We start from the raw sequence: 19,684 nt of genomic DNA on the forward strand, positions 1-19,684 counted from the left end.
GAGCAGCTTCGCCAGAAGCCCACAAGAGGGACCAGGCGGCATAAGGCAATTTGGAAGGGCAGCGAATGAAACTTGATAGCCTTGGGGAACTGAAAAGAACGCACGACTGCGGCACTCTTTGCTCTGACCATATCGGCGACACTGTGGTTCTCATGGGATGGGTGCAAAGACGACGGGACCATGGCGGCTTGATCTTCATCGATCTTCGCGATCGGGCAGGCATCACTCAGGTTGTCTTTGATCCACAGCGAAACAGGGAGGCACACCAGCGGGCACACTCACTTCGCTCGGAGCACGTAATCGCGGTGCAGGGGGTGGTTCGCCTCAGGCCGGAGGGAATGGCCAACCCCAAGCTGGCAACCGGAGCAATCGAGGTGATTGTGGACGACTATCGTCTCCTGAATACTGCCTTGACCCCGCCATTTCAACTGGAAGAAAAGATCGATGCCAGTGAAAACCTGCGTCTCACCTATCGTTATCTCGATTTGCGGCGCCCACATCTCTTCCGGAATCTTCTGCTCCGCCATCGAGCAGCGCAGGCAATGCGCCACTATCTTAATGAGTCCGGGTTCCTGGAGGTGGAAACGCCGGTTCTGACCAGGAGCACCCCTGAGGGGGCGCGCGACTACCTGGTGCCAAGTCGGGTGAATCCAGGGAAGTTCTATGCCCTGCCCCAATCGCCGCAGCTTTTCAAACAGCTGCTCATGATAGCCGGCTTCGACAAGTATTATCAGATCGTCAGATGTTTTCGGGATGAAGATTTGCGCGCCGATCGTCAACCGGAATTCACCCAGGTTGATATAGAGATGGCCTTTGTTGGAGAACAGGAGATCTTCCAACTTACCGAGGGCCTTCTGGGGCATCTCTTTTCAGAAGTGCTGGGTGAACAGCTGGAGATTCCCTTTCCAAGGCTCACCTACGAGGAGTCTTTGCATCGCTATGGCACGGACAAACCAGACACCCGCCTGCCTCTGGAACTGTTGGATGTGACGGCAGTGTTTGCCGACAGTAATTTTCAGATCTTTGCCAGGCTCATCAAGGGCGGGGGGGTGGTCAAGGCCCTGCTGTTGCAGGGAATGGCTGATCTTCCGCGCAGTGAGCTCGACAGGATGCAGGGTAAGAAAAACCTGGCTGACTATTATGACGTGCAGACTGGCGCCCAGGGTGTAGCCTGGATCAAAGTGCAGCAAAACGGCTGGCAGGGGCCGGTAGCAAAAAACCTCAGTGAGGGGGAAAAGCAGCTCCTGCAGAGTCTGACCGGACTCAGGGAGGGAGATCTCATCCTTTTCGTGGCCGGCGAGGTTCGCGTTGTCAATGCTACTCTGGACATTCTCCGACGCCATTTCGGCCGTCGGCTCGGTAATATCAGAGACAATTCTCATCAGTTTGTCTGGATTACCCACTTCCCGCTGGTGGAATACGATCAGAACGAGAAGCGTTACGTGGCGGTGCATCATCCTTTTACTGCTCCAGCAGAAGAAGATGTGGCCATGCTCCTCGAGGAGCCTGAAAAAGTTCGTGCCAGGGCCTATGATCTGGTGCTCAATGGCAATGAAATAGGTGGCGGCAGTATTCGAATCCACCAACAGCCCTTGCAAGAGCAGGTGTTTGCGGTGCTGGGCATTGACAGAGAAGAGGCCAGGAAGAAATTTGGCTTCATGCTGGAAGCTCTTACTTACGGAGCGCCCCCTCATGGCGGTATTGCCCTCGGCTTCGACAGGCTGGTGATGTTGATGTGCGGCGCTTCTTCCATCCGTGATGTGATTGCCTTCCCCAAAACACAGAAGGCTACCTGCCCAATGACTCGCGCTCCGGCTGAAGTAAGTTTGGAGCAGCTCCTGGAGCTCTCCATCAAGGTGGATCTGCTGCGGCAGACGTAAAGGAAGCGAGGACGTTGCTATTCAGATAATGGCTTGGCCAGGAAGTGACCATCCTTTTATGAACAACAGGCAGGTATGGCGTCGAGGGCGGCTGTTGCTCCGGCCGCATTTCGACTGAGGGAAAAACCCTATTTTGCTGCAAGGGAATCCTCGAGACGGTTTCCCTGGTAAGGTGATGTCATGGCTCGTTGGAACAAACGAAAAAAAGTGCTCGACCACCAGCACACCAAGTTCTGGGTATATCGCCTGCAGGATGTGCCCGAACCCAACCTGATGCGGGAAGTGTTTCCTTACGAGGAGATAAGCAGGATAGATTTTGACCACAAACTCATAGCCATCGATCCTGCAGACGAACCAATAATAACTGACACCACTTTTCGGGATGGCCAGCAGGCAAGGCCGCCCTACACCGTGCAACAGATCGAAACCATATTCGACTTTCTGCACCGCCTCGGCGGACCGCAGGGAATCATCCGGCAGTCAGAGTTTTTCCTGTACAGCAAGCGGGACAGGCAGGCGGTTGAACGTTGTCTCAGCAAGGGATATCAATATCCGCAAATTACAGCCTGGATCAGGGCGGTGGAAAAAGATCTGGACCTGGTGCAGGAGGTGGGTCTCTCTGAAACCGGCATCCTGACCTCTGTATCCGACTACCATATCTTTTTCAAATTCAACAGCAGCCGCGCCAAGATAATGGCCAAGTACCTCAGCATTGTGGAGGCTGCTCTGTCCAGAGGCATCGTTCCCCGCTGTCACTTCGAGGATATTACCCGGGCCGACATCTACGGCTTTTGTGTGCCATTTGCCATAGAGCTGATGAAATTGAGAGAGCAGAGCGGCATCGACATCAAGATTCGCCTCTGTGATACTCTTGGATACGGGGTAACCTATCCCAGTGCCGCCCTGCCGCGCAGCGTGCCCAAGCTGGTGAGGGCCATGATAGATGATGCTGGCGTGCCTGGCTCTCTTCTGGAATGGCACGGCCACAATGACTTTCACAAGGTCTTGATCAACGCCACCACTTCATGGCTGTACGGCTGTGCCGCAGCCAACGGCACCCTGCTCGGTTTTGGCGAGCGCACCGGCAATGCTCCCATAGAAGGGCTCATTATCGAATACATCAGCCTGAGAGGACACAACAACGGCATTGACACCACGGTGATTACTGAAATTGCCGACTACTTCAGCAAGGAGCTCGACTACCAGATTCCGCCAAACTACCCATTTGTTGGCAGAGACTTCAATGCAACCAGTGCGGGGATACATGCCGATGGTCTGATAAAGAACGAGGAGATCTACAATATTTTCGACACCCGCAAGATCCTCAATCGGCCAGTTTCTATAACCATCACTGACAAGACTGGCGCTGCCGGGGTGGCCTACTGGGTGAACAACTATCTGGGACTGGATGGTGAGGCGGCCATCCATAAACGGCATCCCGGCGTAATCAAGATACACAAGCGCATAATGCAGGAATATGCAGAAGGCCGAGTCACCAGTATCTCGAACAAAGAGATGGAGAGGTGGGCCCGCAGATATCTTGCCGAGTATTTTGTCAGTGAGTTTGATCTGTTGAAGCGTCAGGCTCATGCCCTAGCCGCCCATCTGGTGGGAGAGGTGGTGGAATCCGAGGAGATAAAGTCCATGGAGCCAGCCCGGATGGAACCGGTGCTGCAGACCTTGCTGGAGCTCAATCCTTTCATCCAGTATGTCTACGTTACAGACAAACAGGGCACAAAGATTACCAGCAATATTACCCACATTGTGGATCGAGCCAAGTATGATCTGGCCAGAGTAGGAGAGGATCTCTCCGACCGCGACTGGTTCGTAAACCCCATGAAAGACGGCAAAGTGCACGTCACCGATTTCTACAAATCGATCTATACTGGAGCTCTCTGTATTACGGTGTCAGCTCCAATTCGTGACGCCTCTGACGAAATAATCGGCGTCCTCGGCATCGACATCAGGTTCGAAGAACTGGCGAAACTGGAGGAAGCCAAGGAGTTGTAGAGAAGGCATCGGCTCACCCGGGCAGATAGTCGAAGTGACAAGGTAGCAATTCAGCATTCACTTCCTTCGGACACGGTTGTCAGTGGATAATGCTGCCATGCTCAGAATAGTGGTAACTGAGGCACGGAGTTCTCTGTTATTTTGGCTCATTATATGGGCTACAGGGCTCGGGGTGTATGGTTGCGGTGGCTCGGCAGTGTCTCCACCTCCGCAGAGACCACCTGCTGAAGGAAGCTATGGCAAGAGTAGAGAAGGCTCGGCGCCATATGTGGTCATGGGAAAGCGTTACTATCCACTGGCCACCTCAGCGGGCTTTGTACAGCGGGGTCTGGCCTCCTGGTATGGCAGCGACTTTCATGGACGTTCCACCGCCAATGGCGAGCACTACAATATGTATGCCCGCACGGCTGCTCACAAGACCCTGCCGTTCAACACCTATGTTGAAGTGACCAATCTGACAAATGGTAAGAAGACTGTAGTGCGCATCAATGACCGCGGCCCTTTCGTGAGAGGACGCATTATTGACCTGACATATACAGCAGCCAGGGACCTGGGTATGGCAGAGGAGGGCGTGGTACCGGTGCGCATCAGGGCCCTGGGCTACGACAGGAAAGAATTTCGCCGGGGAATGTGGGTGCATAAATACGTTCAGCCTCCGAGCTATAATGTGGGCGATTTTGCCATTCAGGTGGGCTCTTTCCTCCAGAAGGAGAATGCTTTCAGGCTCCGCAATACCCTGGCCCGCAGGTACAGCAGCGCCAGTGTTTCCATATATATCCAAGGGGCGAAGCAGTTCTACCGGGTGTGGGTGGGCAGATATTCGCGCTTGGACAAGGCCGAGGCTGCGGCCAGACGCTTGCAGGAAGACGGCTTTCCTGCAGCCTTTGTGATTGCCAGGGACAGATAAAACTCAATAATAATTCTACCCTAAAGAGATGAGAGGGTCATGAAAATACTGCAATATCCCAGCAAGGCTGCCAACAAACGCCTGGAAAAAATAATCGAACGCCAGCTTTCTTTTTCGCCGGAGATTGAGGAGTCGGTAGCCGCCATGATCGAAGCGGTGAGAGCCGGGGGCGATGCTGCCCTGGTGCGCTATAATCGATCATTTGATGCTCCCGATTTCACGGCTGCTGACCTGCGGGTGAGCCAGGATGAGATAAACAGAGCCTGGCGGGCTGCCGACCCTGATCATCTCGCCCTGCTCGGGCGCGCCAAAGATAATATCATGCGTTTTCACGGGCAGCAGCGGCGTCAATCCTGGTTCCTTGCCAGCGAGGACGGCAGTGTGGTCGGGCAACTGGTGCGGCCGGTTGCTGCTGCCGGGCTATACATCCCCGGGGGCGCAGGCGGAGAAACCCCGCTTGTCTCTTCTCTGCTGATGACCGCCATCCCGGCACTTGTGGCCGGTGTTGGCAGGATTCAGCTGGTCACCCCTCCCAGACGAGATGGCAGCATATCTCCACAATTGCTGCTGGCGGCTCACCTGCTGGGGCTCAAAGACATTTTCAAGGTTGGCAGTGCCTGGGCTGTAGCGGCTCTAGCCTACGGCACTGAGACAATTCCGCCTGTTGACGTGATCGCGGGGCCCGGCAATGTTTACGTCACCGTGGCCAAGAAGATGGTAGCTGGCCGGGTGGGAATCGACATGACTGCTGGACCGAGTGAAATACTGATCATTGCTGATGAGAGCGCTGATCCGAGCCACGTAGCCGCCGACCTTCTCAGTCAAGCCGAGCATGATGTGCTGGCGAGCAGTGTGCTTCTCACTCCAGATGAAGCTCTGGCTCGGGACACGGCAGCAGCTCTCGAGGAACAGCTGCCATCCCTGCCGAGGAGAGAGATTGCCGAAAAAGCACTGGAGTCGTTCGGCGCCATTGTAGTAGTAGCCGATCTGGAGGTGGCAGTGGAGCTTGCCAACCGCATTGCTCCTGAACATCTGGAGCTGCTGGTGGTTGAACCGTTCCTGCTGATGGGCAAGATTCACAACGCAGGGGCTCTCTTCCTGGGACATCATTCTCCCGAACCTGTGGGAGACTATTTTGCTGGGCCCAATCACGTTTTGCCCACAGCTGGTTCGGCCCGTTTTTCCTCTGCCCTGGGCGTGGAGCACTTTGTCAAGAAAACCAGCATTATTTATTATTCAGCCGAAGCCTTCCAGCGAGATGCAAGTGATATCATACAATTGGCAGAACTGGAAGGACTTGGAGCCCATGGCCGAGCAGTGCAGCTTCGGCTGGAAAAGTAGCTCGGCTCTTGCAGCACTCTGCCTGGCCACCGCTTTTTTTATGTCGCACTTCCACAGCTGGGTTGCTGCTTTCAGCTAATTGCCGCACTATTTTGTTGCTAGATTATGGATTGCCAATCGAGATATACTCCGGTATATTTTTTATATAAGAGATAATTGCCAGCTCCCAATTTGTACATCTCGAAACAGTATCTCACCTCACATTGAGCAGAAATCGGCGTGGGAGAAAATCTCGAGGTTCCGGTAGCTCCAAGTCTAAAGGGCGTTCGGCTGTAGAGCGAATACGGTAGCATCCCGCCTGTTCTCCCCGCCACCGTAAAATTTTTTCTGCATGGGAGTCGAGCATGACCTATGATATCCACCTGCTGGATCTAGTGGACAGACAAAAGTTGGATCAGATACTCAAGGGATTCACTTCTGTCACCGGGGTGGCCTCTATAATTGCAGACCCTGACGGCTGGCCTATAACTAAACCGCACAATTTTACGGTTCTCTGCCAGAAGTATTGCCGCTCGACCCGGGAAGGACGACATAAATGTTACCAGAGCGACCGTTTTGGCGGTGCTGAATCGTGGCGCCTGGGAAAGCCACCGATTTATTCTTGTCTGAATGCGGGTCTGCTAGACTGTGCAGCCCCAGTGATTGTGGAGGGCTATCATCTGGCGACCATCTTGTGCGGCCAGGTCCTGGAGGAACGGCTTGACGTAGACCTGGCAGTGGCCAGAGCACGGTCCATAGGCATTACTGATATTGAAGGATACTTGCAGGAACTGGAAAGAGTTCCTCTGATGAGCCGGGATCGTCTCTTTGACATCGTCAACCTGATGTCAGTCATTACGCAGACGGTCAGTGAGCTGGCCCTGGGCAAATATCTTCTGCAAAAGTACTCCAAACGGCATCTGAATAGGCTCATCAATAGTGTTTCAGATTGCATTGTATCAACTGATCAAGATGGCATCATTACCATGATCAACGAATCTGGTGCCAACATGTTTGGCGCGGAGAGAGCAGAGATGATTGGCAAATCAATTGCCAAACTGTTTTGCGGCACTGAACTGGGGGGGATCTACCAGAAAGAGCCAGCGCCAAGGCGGCAAAAGAAATGGCGGGGTGAAACCATAGCGGTCAAGTCGGACAGAGAGGCATTTCCAGTCCAGGTCTCCATATCCGCCGTGACTACAGAAAAGGGAACAGGTTCTGACTATGTGGCAGTTATTCGGGATATTTCTGAAGAAAAAAAGATAGACCGCATGAAGGAAGATCTCATCGGTATGGTTACTCATGACATGAGGAACCCGGTGCTCTCTTTGCAAAAGGCCCTGGAGCTGCTGGTGGAAGGAAACCTGGGGCCAATGAACGAAAGCCAGCAGGAGATCATGCGCATGGCTCTGGGCACCAGCCACCAGCTTTATGGCATGGCCAACGACTTGCTGGATGTATATCGGAGTGAAAGCGGCGAATTCATGCTTGTCAAGTCTCCCATTGATTTGAACCAGATTATTTACCAGAGCTTGAAGCAGCTGCGCTTTTTTGCTGAGGACAAGAAGATTGCCATCCTTTTTAAACCTGCCGCGGAATCGATAAGATTCTTTGGCGACCAGAAGCGTCTCATAAGGGTATGTGTAAACCTGCTGGACAATGCCATCAAGTATAGCCCGGAGGGACGTGAAATTACTGTTGTCTCCGGGCTGTTCTCCAGCGGTGCAGCAATGAGGAGTCCTGTGAATATACCCGCCGAATATGAGAGGTTAATGCTGCCGCAGCAAAAATATGTTTTTGCAACGGTAGCAGATCAGGGTCTCGGTATTCCGCAGGAATTTCAGCAGCTGGTCTTTGACAAGTTCTTCAAGGTCAAATCGCGATATCAGGAAGGCAGAAAGGGAGTAGGCCTTGGCCTGGCCTTCTGCAAACGGGTGATAGAGGCTCATGGTGGCTGTATATTCATGGAGTCTCCAGTTAGTCGAGATGCCGCGGGTAAGGAGTGCGGCTGTAGATTTTCTTTTGTGCTACCGGCGACTACGGGCCGGGGAGACTTGTCGGCGATAATGAAAGGGCGGTAATCGGCTGTGAGCAGTCTCAAACCAATCCGGATTTTCCTCGCTGATGACCACCCTCTGTTCCGCATAGGCTTGCGTCTCAGCCTGGGTCAATATGAGCACATCGAAGTGATAGGCGAGGCGAGCGATGGCTTCAGTGCAGTTGAAAGGATTCAAAGCGATCCGCCGGACATTTCACTGATAGATGCCGATATGCCCGGATTTTCGGGGATTTTGGCCATTAAAGTTTTGCGCCAGGCACTGCCTGATGCAAAAATTCTCGTGCTGTCTACCTATAGAGATGAAGCTTATATTCGTGACGCCATGCGGGCGGGAGCCAATGGCTACGTTTCAAAGTCTGTTGAAGTCCAAGAGCTTGTTCGAATTATAACGTCCCTCTGCAAAGGTGAAGCGGTAATATCACCCTATCTGATGAACTTGACTGTAAGTTCTTTGCCCCAGCAGCAGGCTAATGGCGCTACGGATCTCCCACCGCTTACCCTCCGCGAGACAGAGATTCTCCGAGCTGTCAGTGAAGGCAAGGGCAACAAAGAGATCTCCAGCTCCTTCAACATAAGCATTGAAACAGTGAAAAGTCACATCAAGAGCATTTACAGGAAATTAGAGGTGAAAAATCGTGTCGAGGCCCTCATGGTTGCCAGGCAGCAGGGTCTTTTAGACTGAATGGTCCGGTTGGCAAATGCCCTGACATTCGGCCAGCAAAGCGTTGCTCTCAGCTGCCCGACTCCTCGCCTGAATATTTTCTGCTGGTGGCCCGCCACGGCCTTTACCCCTCGTGGAGATTTGCTGTCCTTTTCGATGCCTCACCGGCCAGCCAACTGCTGAGCTGACATACCAGCCAGCCCAGGTGCTTTTCCTTCCCTGGCCGATGAGGTGCAGGCCCAATTTTCTCTCGGATGTACGTCCTCCCCTAAAATTACCCAGGATGAGGGATCAATTCCACCCCTTCGAGGGATTTTAATAAGCTGCTACTTTTGTTTTCATGACTCAGACAGAAATGTCTGCTCTCAACAGCTACCACTCTGTGGATCGGTTCTCCAAATTGGCGTCTGACTAGTAATCACTTGTCCTCCTCAGCGGCATATTGGCAGAGGAAGGCGGTGTGAATTGATAGTGTCCGTCTGATTTAATGCTCAACCAAGGCCCCCTGCCTTCGTAGTGGCAATCAGGCCCTGCCAGGAGGGTGGGGAAAAATTTTTTCTACAGGTCAGGGTTTGTCCTGATCCTGGATTCCAACTAAGAGGGGGAAAACCAATGAGCAGAATGTTGATTGCACCCGGTCGTTATGTTCAAGGAGCAGGCGCTATTGACGAGATTGGCATGCACACAGCCACCCTGGGGGGAAGCAAAGCACTGTTGACAGGAGGCAACACTGCCTTGTCTGCCGTGGCCGAGTCGATCAGGGCCAGCCTTGCTGATAAGAACATCGGCTGTCATCAGGAGGACTTCCATGGAGAATGCTCAGATCAGGAAATCAACCGACTAGTTGAGGCGGCCAAGTCTAATGGTGCTGACGTGATCATTTGTGCTGGCGGTGGCAAAGTGATCGACACTGGCAAGGCAGTGGCCCATGAGTTGAAAGTGCCGGTAATTGTTGTGCCTACCATAGCTGCAACTGATGCGCCCTGTTCGGCGCTGTCGGTCATTTACACCGAAGAAGGGGTCTTCGACCGCTATCTGGTGTTGCCCAGAAATCCGGAGTGCGTTCTTGTGGATACGGCAATCGTGGCCAAAGCCCCGGTGCATTATCTGGTATCAGGCATGGGAGACGCGCTGGCCACTTTCTGGGAAGCCGACACCTGTGCCAAGAGCTGCAAGCCGAATGTGCTCACAGGGGCAACACCGCCGACCCTGTCCGCAATTACCCTGGCACGGCTTTGTTATGACACTCTGCTCGAACACGGGCTGGCAGCCAAGCTGGCTGTGGAAAAGGATGCAGTGACTCCAGCGGTAGAGGCAGTTGTAGAAGCCAATACCTTGCTCAGCGGGCTGGGTTTTGAAAGCGGCGGCTTGGCTGGCAGTCATTCTGTACACAACGGTTTTACTGTGCTGGAGGCCTCACACGGAAAACTGCACGGCCAGAAGGTTGCCTTTGGCGTTCTCACCCAACTGGTCATGGAAGGCCGTCCTGCGAGTGATGTCAATGAAGTGCTCGATTTCTGTCTAGATGTGGGTCTGCCGGTGTGCCTGGAAGATGTGGGACTGGTTGATCCGAGCAGGGAAGATATCAGGAAAGTGGCAGAAGCTACCACGGCAGAGGGTGAAACCATCCATGCTACCTGGTTTCCGGTGAATGCCGACATTGTCGAGGCTGCAATCTGGGCGGCAGACGCAATCGGCAGACAAGCAAAAGCTGGCTAACAAGGAGGTGCAGTAATGGCTCTACTACCCGTGTCCATAAGCATCGGCATATTGTGCGCACTCTGGTTTCAAATCACCATGTGGGTTCCCTGGCTCATTGCCTGGGTCGGCTATGCAGCCTGGGCCAGTTTCTATTATGCCGGTGGCAACAAGGATGCCCTGGTAAAGTCCATTGCAGCGAATGTGGCTGGCATGGTACAGGGTGCTCTCTTTTATTGGCTGTGGCTCAAATTTGGCGGCGGCAATGTGATCTTGCTCTCCATCTGGATCGGTGTCTTCTGTTTCGTCATGACAATAGAAGGAAATATTCCACTTCTTTCAGCCATTCCTGGACAGTTTGTGGGTGCTGCTGTCTTTTTTGGCAATTTGGGCGGTCACAAGGGTGAAATAGCGGTCACTCTCGTGAACACCTTTGTCTGTATGATCATAGGGAACTTGGCGGGTATCCTGTCGGCGAAACTTCCTGATGTTTTCAAGAAAAAGGAGGAAGCTGAGGAGGCTGCTACCTGACAGGGGACAACGGCTTGCATGAGCAAGGTCCTTGATATCAATGCGCTGGCGGCTGAGGAAGCAGGTGGAGCTCAGCTGGCCAGCAAGCAAATGCAAAGGAGGTACAGGAGATGGTGAAAGAAGCATTGGGCATGATTGAAACCAGAGGCTTGGTCCCCAACATCGAGGCAGCCGATGCCATGGTCAAGGCAGCCAATGTGGTGCTGGTGGGACAGGTCAAGATTGGTGCTGGTCTCGTTACGGCCATGGTGCGAGGGGATGTGGGCGCGGTAAAGGCGGCTACAGATGCAGGAGCGGCTGCGGCGCAGAAGGTTGGCGAGGTCGTATCCGTGCACGTGATCCCGAGACCTCATCAGGACGTGGAGAGAGTTTTGCCAGAAGCCCCTGACAAGAAGTAACAGGGGCCCATCCTGGATTATCACCACGATTTGGCCCTAACCAGGAGGGAATATCCGATGCAAGAAGAATTGATAAATAAAGTCTTGAAGGAAGTGATGAAAAGGGTTGGCTCGGCCTCCTCTGGGGCGGCTGGGTCTAAGGCACCTAAGAAGAATAATCCCTCTGCAGCAGCAAGTCTGGCGGAACTCACCGAATTTGTCGGCATTGGCCCAGGGGACACTCAGGGAATCGTCATTGCCAATCTGGATCCCATAATCCACGAGATCATGGGCTTTGACAAGACCTATCGTTCTCTGGGAATCATTGGCGGCCGGGTGGGGGCTGGCCCACAACTGATGGCGGCTGACGAGGGGATCAAGGCAACCAATACAGAGATCCTCAGAGTTGAGATGCCTAGAGATACCAAAGGGCAGGCTGGCCATGGCAATCTGATCATATTCGGGGCAGAAGACGTCTCTGACGCCCGCCGTGCTGTGGAGGTGACTCTGGAGGTACTGCCAAAGTTTTTCGGTGATGTGTACGCCAACGACCAGGGCTATACCGAGAATCAGTATTCTGCCAGGGTAAGCAAGGTTCTGAACTTTGCCTTGAAAGTCCCTGAAGGACGGGCTTTCGGTTTGATCCTTGGAGCCCCCGCAGTGGTAGGTATGCTCATGGTTGACACAGCTGTCAAGGCAGCCGATGTGGAAGTTCTCGGCTACGGTTCACCTGCCCATGGGACCAGCCTGACCAATGAGGTTTTTATCTGGGTGACCGGTGACTCTGGGGCAGTGCGCCAGGCGGTAATTGCTGGTCGAGAAGTGGGCAACAAACTGTTGGCCGCCTGGGGTGAGGAACCGAAGTCATTGGGTACACCATACATATAGGGAGAGTTCGCAATGGCTAGAAGACAAAAACGCTTCCAAGTGCTTGCCGAACGAGCCGTCAACAAAGACGGCTTTATCAAGGAATGGATTGAAGTAGGTCTGGTCGCCATGGACAGTCCCAATGATCCAACGCCCGGAATAAAGATAGAAAACGGCAAGGTGATGGAACTGGACGGCAAGAGTCGTCGAGATTTCGATATGATCGATACCTGGATAGCAGACCACTGTATAGATACGTCCGTGGCTGAGGAGGCAATGGCCGTTGACTCCCTGAAATTCGCCCAGATGCTGGTGGATATCCACGTGCCCCGTTCTGAGATCGTCCGTCTATCTGTCGGCATGACCCCAGCAAAGATCCTCGACGTTCTAAAGAAGATGAATGTGGTGGAGCTTATGATGGCCATGCAAAAACTGCGGCCCAGGCGGACGCCGTCCAACCAGGCTCACGTTACCAATTTAAAGGATACGCCGGCCTTGTTGGCCGCGGATGCGGCTGAAGGCGCCTATCGGGGCTTCAGTGAGCTGGAGACCACGGTCGGTGTTGGTCGTTACGCCCCCATGAACGCCCTTTCTATTCTTGTGGGCTCCCAGACAGGGAGACCTGGCTCGCTCACCCAATGTGCCGTGGAAGAGGCCCTTGAACTCACCATGGGAATGCGAGGACTGACAGCCTATGCTGAAACAGTTTCTGTCTATGGAACCGAACAGGTTTTTGTAGACGGCGATGACACCCCCTGGTCCAAGGCCTTCCTGGCTTCGGCCTATGCCTCGCGGGGCTTGAAAATGAGGTACACCTCAGGCACGGGCTCAGAAGTGCAGATGGGCTATGCCGAGGGCAAGTCCATGCTGTACCTGGAGATTCGCTGCGTAATGATCACCAAGGCTGCTGGAGTTCAGGGGTTGCAAAACGGCTCCATCAGTGTAATCGGCGTGCCAGGGGCAGTGCCAGGTGGTATTCGGGCAGTGCTGGCAGAAAATGTGGCCACTGTTCTCATGGACCTGGAAGTTGCCTCGGGTAATGATCAGACTTTTACCCATTCACCCATTCGCAACACGGCGCGTATGCTGATGCAGTTTCTTCCCGGTACAGACCTGATTTTTTCCGGCTACAGCGCGGTGCCCAACTATGACAACATGTTTGCCGGCTCTACCCATGACTCGGACGATTATGACGACTATCTCGTGCTGCAACGTGATTTGCAGGTTGATGGCGGCTTGCGACCGGTAAGGGAAGATGAGGTGATAGCCGTGCGCAACAAGGCAGCCAGGGCGTTGCAGGCTGTATTCCAGGAATTGGGGCTGCCGCCGATTACGGATGAGGAGGTAGAGGAAGCCACCTATGCCCATGGCAGCAAGGAGATGCCAGATCGGCATGTTCCTGATGACCTGCGCGCCATTGATGAGATGATGAAGCGTGGGACTACGGGACTGGATGTGGTTAAGGCCCTGGCAAAACATGGATTCAGGGATGTGGCGGAGGCGGTACTTGGCATGTTGAAGGCAAAGGTATCTGGAGATTACCTCCACACTTCGGCTATTTTCGACGACGATTTTGAAGTGCTGAGCGCAGTCAACGATCCTAATGATTATCAGGGACCTGGGACAGGCTATCGGCTCGAAGGCGCAAGATGGGAGCTCTTGAAGGATATCCCACAGGCCATTAGTCCTGAAGACGTCTAGCACTGCTCAGGGGAGGTAGTTGCAAATGGATATTTCTGAAGAGATGGTCAAAGAGATTATTATTGAAGTTTTGCAGCAGATGCAGGGAGAGAAAGCATCCACTGCCACCGCGGATGTAGAGTTCCCAGCTGTCGAGTTCAGGGAAATCGGCGAGGCCAAGCCTGGAACCGACAGAAACGAGGTAGTAATTGGCATTCCACCAGCCTTTGGCAGGGCAATGACAAAGACTATCATCGGTATACCTCATAAAGAGGTACTGCGAGAAGTAATGGCTGGCATTGAAGAGGAAGGCCTGAGAGCGCGCCTGGTCAGAGTGAACAAGACGGCGGACGTGGGATTCATTGCCCATGAAGCTGCCAAGCTTAGCGGCTCTGGCATAGGCATAGGCATCCTTTCCCGAGGTACCTCAGTCATCCACCAGAAGGACCTGGCTCCCCTGCAAAATCTGGAACTGTTTTCCCAATCACCCCTCGTTGAACTGGAAACCTTTCGTGCCATTGGCCGTAACGCCGCCAAGTATGCCAAGGGGGAGACCCCGGCGCCGGTGCCAGTACGGAATGATCCCATGGCGCGGCCCCGTTACCAGGGTCTGGCAGCACTGCTGCACAACAAGGAAGTCCAATATGTGAAGCCAGATATGGCGAGCACGGAAGTAAGTGTCGACCTCTGAGTGGAGCACCGTCTCCAATAAATTGGACACGTGAGTAGGCCAAGATGAAGACGAATGGTACGAGGGTCAGGAGGTAGGTATATGGCTGATAAGGGAAACAATATTTCGCCTGATATGATAGCTGAGGCAGTAAAGCGTGTCATGGCAGCACTGGGCGAACCAACAAAGAAAACGGCCCAAGCTAGTGGGCCGACAACAAGACTTGATGCCAGGAAGGACTATCCCCTGGCAAGCAAACGGCCTGATCTGGTGCGCTCAGCCAGCGGCCTTGGCCCAGAGGAAATAACAGTTGACAAAGTGGAGGCCGGGCAGATCACCTTTGATGACGTGAAGATTCGCGCCGAAACCTTGGAATACCAGGCGCAGATTGCTGAAAGCGCTGGACGGCCCCGAGTCGCCGCCAATCTACGCCGAGCAGGAGAAATGACTAGGATTCCAGACGAGCGCGTCCTGGAGATCTACAATGCTCTGCGGCCCTATCGGTCAACGAAAGAGGAACTGCTCGATATCGCCAGGGAACTGGAAGCGAAGTACCAGGCGCGAGTTTGCGCGGCGCTGGTGTTGGAGGCGGCAGAAGTATACGAAAAGCGCGGCAGGTTGAAGCAGTCTTAGAGGAGCCTTGGGGGAATGGTGTATATAGCCGGGGTGGATGTTGGCAACAATTCCACTGAGGTGGCCATAGGTGAGCTCAGAGATGGAGGGCAGGTATCTTTTCTCTCCAGTTCTCTGGTGCCCACGGTTGGGATCAAGGGAACTGTGCATAATGCCATGGGCATCATAGACGCCCTTGATATGGCTCTGCAGCCGCTTGCCATTGAGCGGCAGAGTCTCAGCAGTATTCTCCTGAACGAGGCAACGCCGGTAATTGGCGATGTGGCCATGGAGACCATCACCGAGACGGTGATAACGGAGTCGGCCATGATCGGCCACAATCCGGCAACCCCTGGAGGTCTGGGCCTCGGACTCGGCACTACTATAAGACTGGAAGAGCTGCCTGGGGCTGCGAAACATGAACCGTGGATTGTTATAATTCCCGGTACAGTGGACTTCCAGGAGGCAGCGTCGCGACTCAACGAGGCAGCGGCAGCCGGCCTCAACCTGGCCGGGGCCATAGTCCAGAAAGACGACGCTGTGCTCATTAACAATAGGTTGCAGCGTGCTATCCCCATCGTGGATGAAGTCAGACACATTGAGCGGGTGCCACTAGGAATGACGGCAGCCGTGGAGGTGGCCGGGCCAGGCAGGACCATTGAAAAGCTGGCCAATCCTTATGATATCGCCACGCTGTTCAATTTGAGTCCAGAGGAAACCAGGCGGGTGGTGCCCATTGCCAGGGCTCTCATGGGAACCCGCAGTGCTGTGGTCATCAAGACCCCGCGCGGCGACATAAGAGAGCGCCGAATCCCTGCCGGCAAGATCGTTTTGCTAGGTTCTAAAAGGAAGGCAGAGGTCCAGGTGGAGGCAGGCGCCGAGGCCATAATGAGACAGGTGGCTCACGTTTCACCGCTGGTGGAAATCCAGGCCGAGCCAGGGACCAATGTGGGGGGCATGTTCGAGCATGTGCGTCAGGTAATGGCGGACCTCACAGATCAACCGGTCAGTGCCATCCGAGTGCAGGATATTCTGGCTGTGGACACCATGAAGCCGCAACAAGTTCTCGGAAGTCTGGCTGGCGAATATGCCATGGGCAATGCTGTGGGGTTGGCGGCCATGGTGGAAACTCAGAAACTGCCAATGCAGCGACTCGCCCGGAAGCTGGAACAGGAGGTCATGGTTCCCACAGTTGTTGCCGGAGTCGAGGCTGAGATGGCCATTCGCGGGGCCATGACTACACCCGGCACTTCGGCGCCCCTGGCCATATTGGATCTCGGCGGCGGCTCCACCGACGCCTCCTTTATTGACGAGGCCGGCAATATTCGCAGTGTTCATCTCGCCGGTGCCGGGGACATGGTCTCCATGCTCATCGACACGGAACTGGCTCTGGAAGACCGGGAACTTGCCGAGAACATAAAATGGTATCCCCTGGCCAAGGTGGAGACACTTTTTCACATGCGCCATGAGGACGGCTCAGTGCAATTTTTCCATGAGCCTCTTGATCCTCGCTCCTTCGGACGGGTTGTGGTGCTTACTGAACAGGGAGCGGTGCCGCTCGAGGTCAGGGAATCGCTGGCAAAGATTGCTGCGGTTCGCCAGGAGGCCAAAAAAAAAGTTTTTGTGCGTAATGCATTGCGAGCTCTGGAAAGGGTGGCCCCGGCCGGCAATATTCGCCTGATCAGTTTTGTAGTGCTGGTGGGTGGCTCGGCTCTGGATTTCGAAATTCCTCGGATGATCTCAGACGCCCTGGTGGAATATGGCGTAGTTACTGGGCGGGCCAATGTTCGCGGGCTCGAGGGGCCTCGCAACGCAGTGGCCACTGGCCTGATTCTGGCGCATGCCGAGAAGCAGAGAGGATAACTTGGTGACGGTATGAAATTTTCTGAGCCAGGCAAGAAACCCGCCGTGTTCATCCGGGTGGGGGGCAGCGCGGCCAGAGAGTTGCTAGCGCCGATCTTCTGGGGGCTCGAAGAAGAGGGTATTCCGGCTGAACTTCATGAGACAACAGCCGAGCCAGCAGTAGTGCTGGCCAAGGAGGCAGCTGACAGTTCACCTTTGAACGTGGGTATCGGCCTCAATGCAAATGAAGGTGTTGCTGTTCTGCACCATCGAGATCTGCCAGCCGACAAGCCTTTGTTCGAGTTTGCTGCTGGCGAGCTGCAGCCGCCACGTCTGCGGCAGTTAGGCCTCAATGCCGCCCGCCTGGTCAAAGGAGATCCACTGGTCACTGGTAGCCCCTCCAGTTCAGGGCTTGCAGCAGCGGAGCCGCAGCAGTGGACTCCGGGGGAACTGAACCAGCAACAACTGCTAGAGTTGATTCAGGGGATAGTGAGTGAACTTTTGCAGAAAAACAGGTGAAACTCATGGAAAAGCAGAGTCTAGGCCTCATTGAAACCTGGGGAATGGTAGCTGCTATAGAAGCGGCGGATGCGGGCAGCAAGGCGGCAAATGTTGCTTTTCTTGGTTTTGAGCAGGTGCCGACCGGTCTGGTCGTGCTGAGATTTGTAGGCGATGTGGCGGCAGTCAAGGCAGCGGTGGCAGCAGCAGAAGCCGCAGCGGTCAAGGTGGGCAGAGTGGTGGCCGTACACGTAATTCCCAGGCCGGACGAACAGATACCTAGGTTCGAACCGCAGAAGCCGCCTCCTGTTGAGAAGCAAAAAACCGAGGCACCTCCCGAGGGGCCTCCACCTTCTCCCGCAAAGGAGAAGGCAGAGAAAACGCTGAAGCGAACGGCTCGCAAGAGGGGAAAAGGCAAAGCAGAAAGCGCCAAGGCAGTGAAGAAGAAAGGCAGGAAATCCCGCAAGTGAGCAAGGCTGGTGACATCCCTGGCACCTAATGAGCTATAAACAGCCGAATTACCCTACTGCCGTTCCAACTGGGCGTTACCAGGGAAGCAAGCTCAGTGGATCATTGAAGGAGGCAAGTCCATGGCTGACCTTCGTTCTTATGTATACCTGGACCGGTTGCAGCCGCAATTTGCAGCGTATATCGGGGCCAATGCCAGAGGATATATCCCGGTTGCAGGGATGGCTGCTCTACTGGTAGAGATCTCACCTGGAGTCCTGATCAATCAGGTGACTGATGCTGCTGTGAAAGCAGCCAATGTGAGGCCGGGCCTAATGGTTGTAGAACGCCATTTTGGCGTGCTGGAGTTCCATTCAAAAGCGCAGGCGGAGGTCAAACACGCTGGCAGTGCTGTACTCAAGAGCCTGGGCATGACCATCGAAGATCGGCTCAAACCAAAGATACTCAGCTCGCAGATCATCAACAAAGTCAACGCCTATCATGCACAAATGGTCAATGTCTCGCGCCTTTGTTCTATGCTGCTGCCAGGGCAGGATCTCTATATACTCGAAGTACAGCCGGCTGCTTACATCACTCACGCAGCCAACGAGGCTGAAAAGAACTCGAGGATCACCCTGGTGGACTGTAGAAGCTACGGTGCCGTAGGCCGCCTGTATCTCGGCGGCAAGCGCTCAGATGTGGAACGGGCTGCCGGTGCTGCCGAAGCCGCCGTCAAGAACATAAGCGGCAAGCAATCATGAGCGGCTGGTTATGAAAATCAAAGAAGCAGCAAACAAGCGGATTGCAGCATTTGCAGAGGCATTGATATTGAACGGCAACAGCAGGCCGACTGGTGAACTCTACGCGGGCGTAGATCTTGGCACTGCCTACATTGTTACCGCTGTAGTAGACAGCCAGGGCACGCCTGTTGCCGGAGTGCTCACCCGCAGTGAATCCAGCGTTCGAGACGGTCTGGTACTGGATTATGTGGGCGCCATTGCCATTCTGAGGCGGCAATTGCAAAGGCTGCGGCAGGCCGGCCTGGCTGTTGGCCTGGCAAAAGCAGCCTATCCACCTGGAACTACGGGCCGCAATGCCTCGGCTTTCGGCAATGTGCTGACAGCCGTCGGTCTGGAGGTTCAGGGGCTCATAGACGAGCCCACTGCGGCCGCGCTGGTGCTGGAGATCACGGATGGGGCAGTGGTGGACATCGGCGGTGGTACAACCGGCATCTCTGTCCTGGAGAATGGTGCTGTGATCTACACAGCAGATGAACCAACTGGCGGAGTGCACCTGGATCTTGTCCTTGCGGGCCATTTCAGGATGGAGCTTGCTGAGGCCGAGCGCTTGAAGAGAGATTCTTCCCGGCAGACTGAGCTTTTTCCTTTACTGAGGCCGGTGTTTCAGAAGATGGCGACTATTGTCCGGCAGCACTTGCAGGGACATCAGGTTGAGACCATATATCTGGTAGGAGGAACCAGTTCTTTTCCAGGCATAGAGGGTGTTATGGAGGAAGAAACGGGCTTGCCGGTGGTGCGCCCCACAAGTCCTTTACTCGTCACACCTCTGGGCATTGCCCTGAGCTGCCTGCAGAGCGCTGGCAGGGCAGAATAGGCAAGTATTTT

Annotated in this window: 18 protein-coding genes; all 18 read left to right on the forward strand. The window is 54.4% G+C overall.

Features of this window, described 5'->3' with window-relative positions; translation table 11 throughout:
- The first annotated feature begins 65 nt into the window (after positions 1-65).
- The 18 genes from aspS to eutJ all read left to right on the forward strand — a co-directional run bounded on the left by aspS (position 66) and on the right by eutJ (position 19,673).
- The gene (gene aspS, locus JRI89_00780) at positions 66-1,880 is read left to right on the forward strand and encodes an aspartate--tRNA ligase (GenBank protein MBW2069766.1); all 1,815 of its coding nucleotides are present in this window, start codon (positions 66-68) and stop codon (positions 1,878-1,880) included.
- Positions 1,881-2,060: 180 nt separating this feature from the next.
- Complete coding sequence (locus JRI89_00785; GenBank protein ID MBW2069767.1) at positions 2,061-3,890, forward strand: histone-lysine N-methyltransferase; 1,830 nt, start codon at positions 2,061-2,063, stop codon at positions 3,888-3,890.
- Between the two features lie 97 nt (positions 3,891-3,987).
- Positions 3,988-4,797 carry a septal ring lytic transglycosylase RlpA family protein gene (locus JRI89_00790; GenBank protein ID MBW2069768.1) on the forward strand — a complete coding sequence of 270 codons (810 nt, stop codon included), beginning with the start codon at positions 3,988-3,990 and terminating at the stop codon, positions 4,795-4,797.
- Positions 4,798-4,836: 39 nt separating this feature from the next.
- Complete coding sequence (gene hisD, locus JRI89_00795; protein MBW2069769.1) at positions 4,837-6,138, forward strand: histidinol dehydrogenase; 1,302 nt, start codon at positions 4,837-4,839, stop codon at positions 6,136-6,138.
- 344 nt (positions 6,139-6,482) lie between these two features.
- Positions 6,483-8,198, forward strand: a complete 1,716-nt coding sequence (locus JRI89_00800; GenBank protein MBW2069770.1) for a PocR ligand-binding domain-containing protein — start codon at positions 6,483-6,485, stop codon at positions 8,196-8,198.
- A gap of 6 nt (positions 8,199-8,204) precedes the next feature.
- Complete coding sequence (locus JRI89_00805; protein ID MBW2069771.1) at positions 8,205-8,858, forward strand: response regulator transcription factor; 654 nt, start codon at positions 8,205-8,207, stop codon at positions 8,856-8,858.
- Positions 8,859-9,449: 591 nt separating this feature from the next.
- Entirely contained in the window at positions 9,450-10,556 is a 1,107-nt protein-coding gene (locus JRI89_00810) for a glycerol dehydrogenase (protein MBW2069772.1), read from the forward strand.
- 15 nt (positions 10,557-10,571) lie between these two features.
- A complete protein-coding gene (locus JRI89_00815) occupies positions 10,572-11,066 on the forward strand; it encodes a DUF1097 domain-containing protein (GenBank protein ID MBW2069773.1) in 495 nt (164 codons plus the stop codon).
- 110 nt (positions 11,067-11,176) lie between these two features.
- Complete coding sequence (eutM, locus tag JRI89_00820; protein ID MBW2069774.1) at positions 11,177-11,464, forward strand: ethanolamine utilization microcompartment protein EutM; 288 nt, start codon at positions 11,177-11,179, stop codon at positions 11,462-11,464.
- Between the two features lie 57 nt (positions 11,465-11,521).
- The gene (gene pduB / locus JRI89_00825) at positions 11,522-12,331 is read left to right on the forward strand and encodes a propanediol utilization microcompartment protein PduB (protein ID MBW2069775.1); all 810 of its coding nucleotides are present in this window, start codon (positions 11,522-11,524) and stop codon (positions 12,329-12,331) included.
- A 12-nt stretch (positions 12,332-12,343) separates the two neighbouring features.
- On the forward strand, positions 12,344-14,011 hold the full coding sequence (locus tag JRI89_00830; protein ID MBW2069776.1) for a propanediol/glycerol family dehydratase large subunit: 1,668 nt from the start codon (positions 12,344-12,346) through the stop codon (positions 14,009-14,011).
- Positions 14,012-14,036: 25 nt separating this feature from the next.
- Positions 14,037-14,681, forward strand: a complete 645-nt coding sequence (locus tag JRI89_00835; protein MBW2069777.1) for a propanediol/glycerol family dehydratase medium subunit — start codon at positions 14,037-14,039, stop codon at positions 14,679-14,681.
- 114 nt (positions 14,682-14,795) lie between these two features.
- On the forward strand, positions 14,796-15,293 hold the full coding sequence (locus JRI89_00840; protein ID MBW2069778.1) for a diol dehydratase small subunit: 498 nt from the start codon (positions 14,796-14,798) through the stop codon (positions 15,291-15,293).
- Positions 15,294-15,308: 15 nt separating this feature from the next.
- Complete coding sequence (locus tag JRI89_00845) at positions 15,309-17,135, forward strand: diol dehydratase reactivase subunit alpha (protein MBW2069779.1); 1,827 nt, start codon at positions 15,309-15,311, stop codon at positions 17,133-17,135.
- A gap of 12 nt (positions 17,136-17,147) precedes the next feature.
- Positions 17,148-17,633 (forward strand): glycerol dehydratase reactivase beta/small subunit family protein, encoded by a 486-nt coding sequence (locus JRI89_00850; protein ID MBW2069780.1) that lies wholly within the window; start codon positions 17,148-17,150, stop codon positions 17,631-17,633.
- A gap of 5 nt (positions 17,634-17,638) precedes the next feature.
- Positions 17,639-18,082, forward strand: a complete 444-nt coding sequence (locus JRI89_00855) for a BMC domain-containing protein (GenBank protein MBW2069781.1) — start codon at positions 17,639-17,641, stop codon at positions 18,080-18,082.
- Positions 18,083-18,202: 120 nt separating this feature from the next.
- Entirely contained in the window at positions 18,203-18,820 is a 618-nt protein-coding gene (locus tag JRI89_00860) for a hypothetical protein (GenBank protein ID MBW2069782.1), read from the forward strand.
- A gap of 10 nt (positions 18,821-18,830) precedes the next feature.
- A complete protein-coding gene (gene eutJ / locus JRI89_00865; GenBank protein ID MBW2069783.1) occupies positions 18,831-19,673 on the forward strand; it encodes an ethanolamine utilization protein EutJ in 843 nt (280 codons plus the stop codon).
- Positions 19,674-19,684 lie beyond the last annotated feature (11 nt).

Source organism: Deltaproteobacteria bacterium, assembly GCA_019309045.1.
In the GTDB taxonomy this organism is placed as follows: domain Bacteria; phylum Desulfobacterota; class Syntrophobacteria; order BM002; family BM002; genus JAFDGZ01.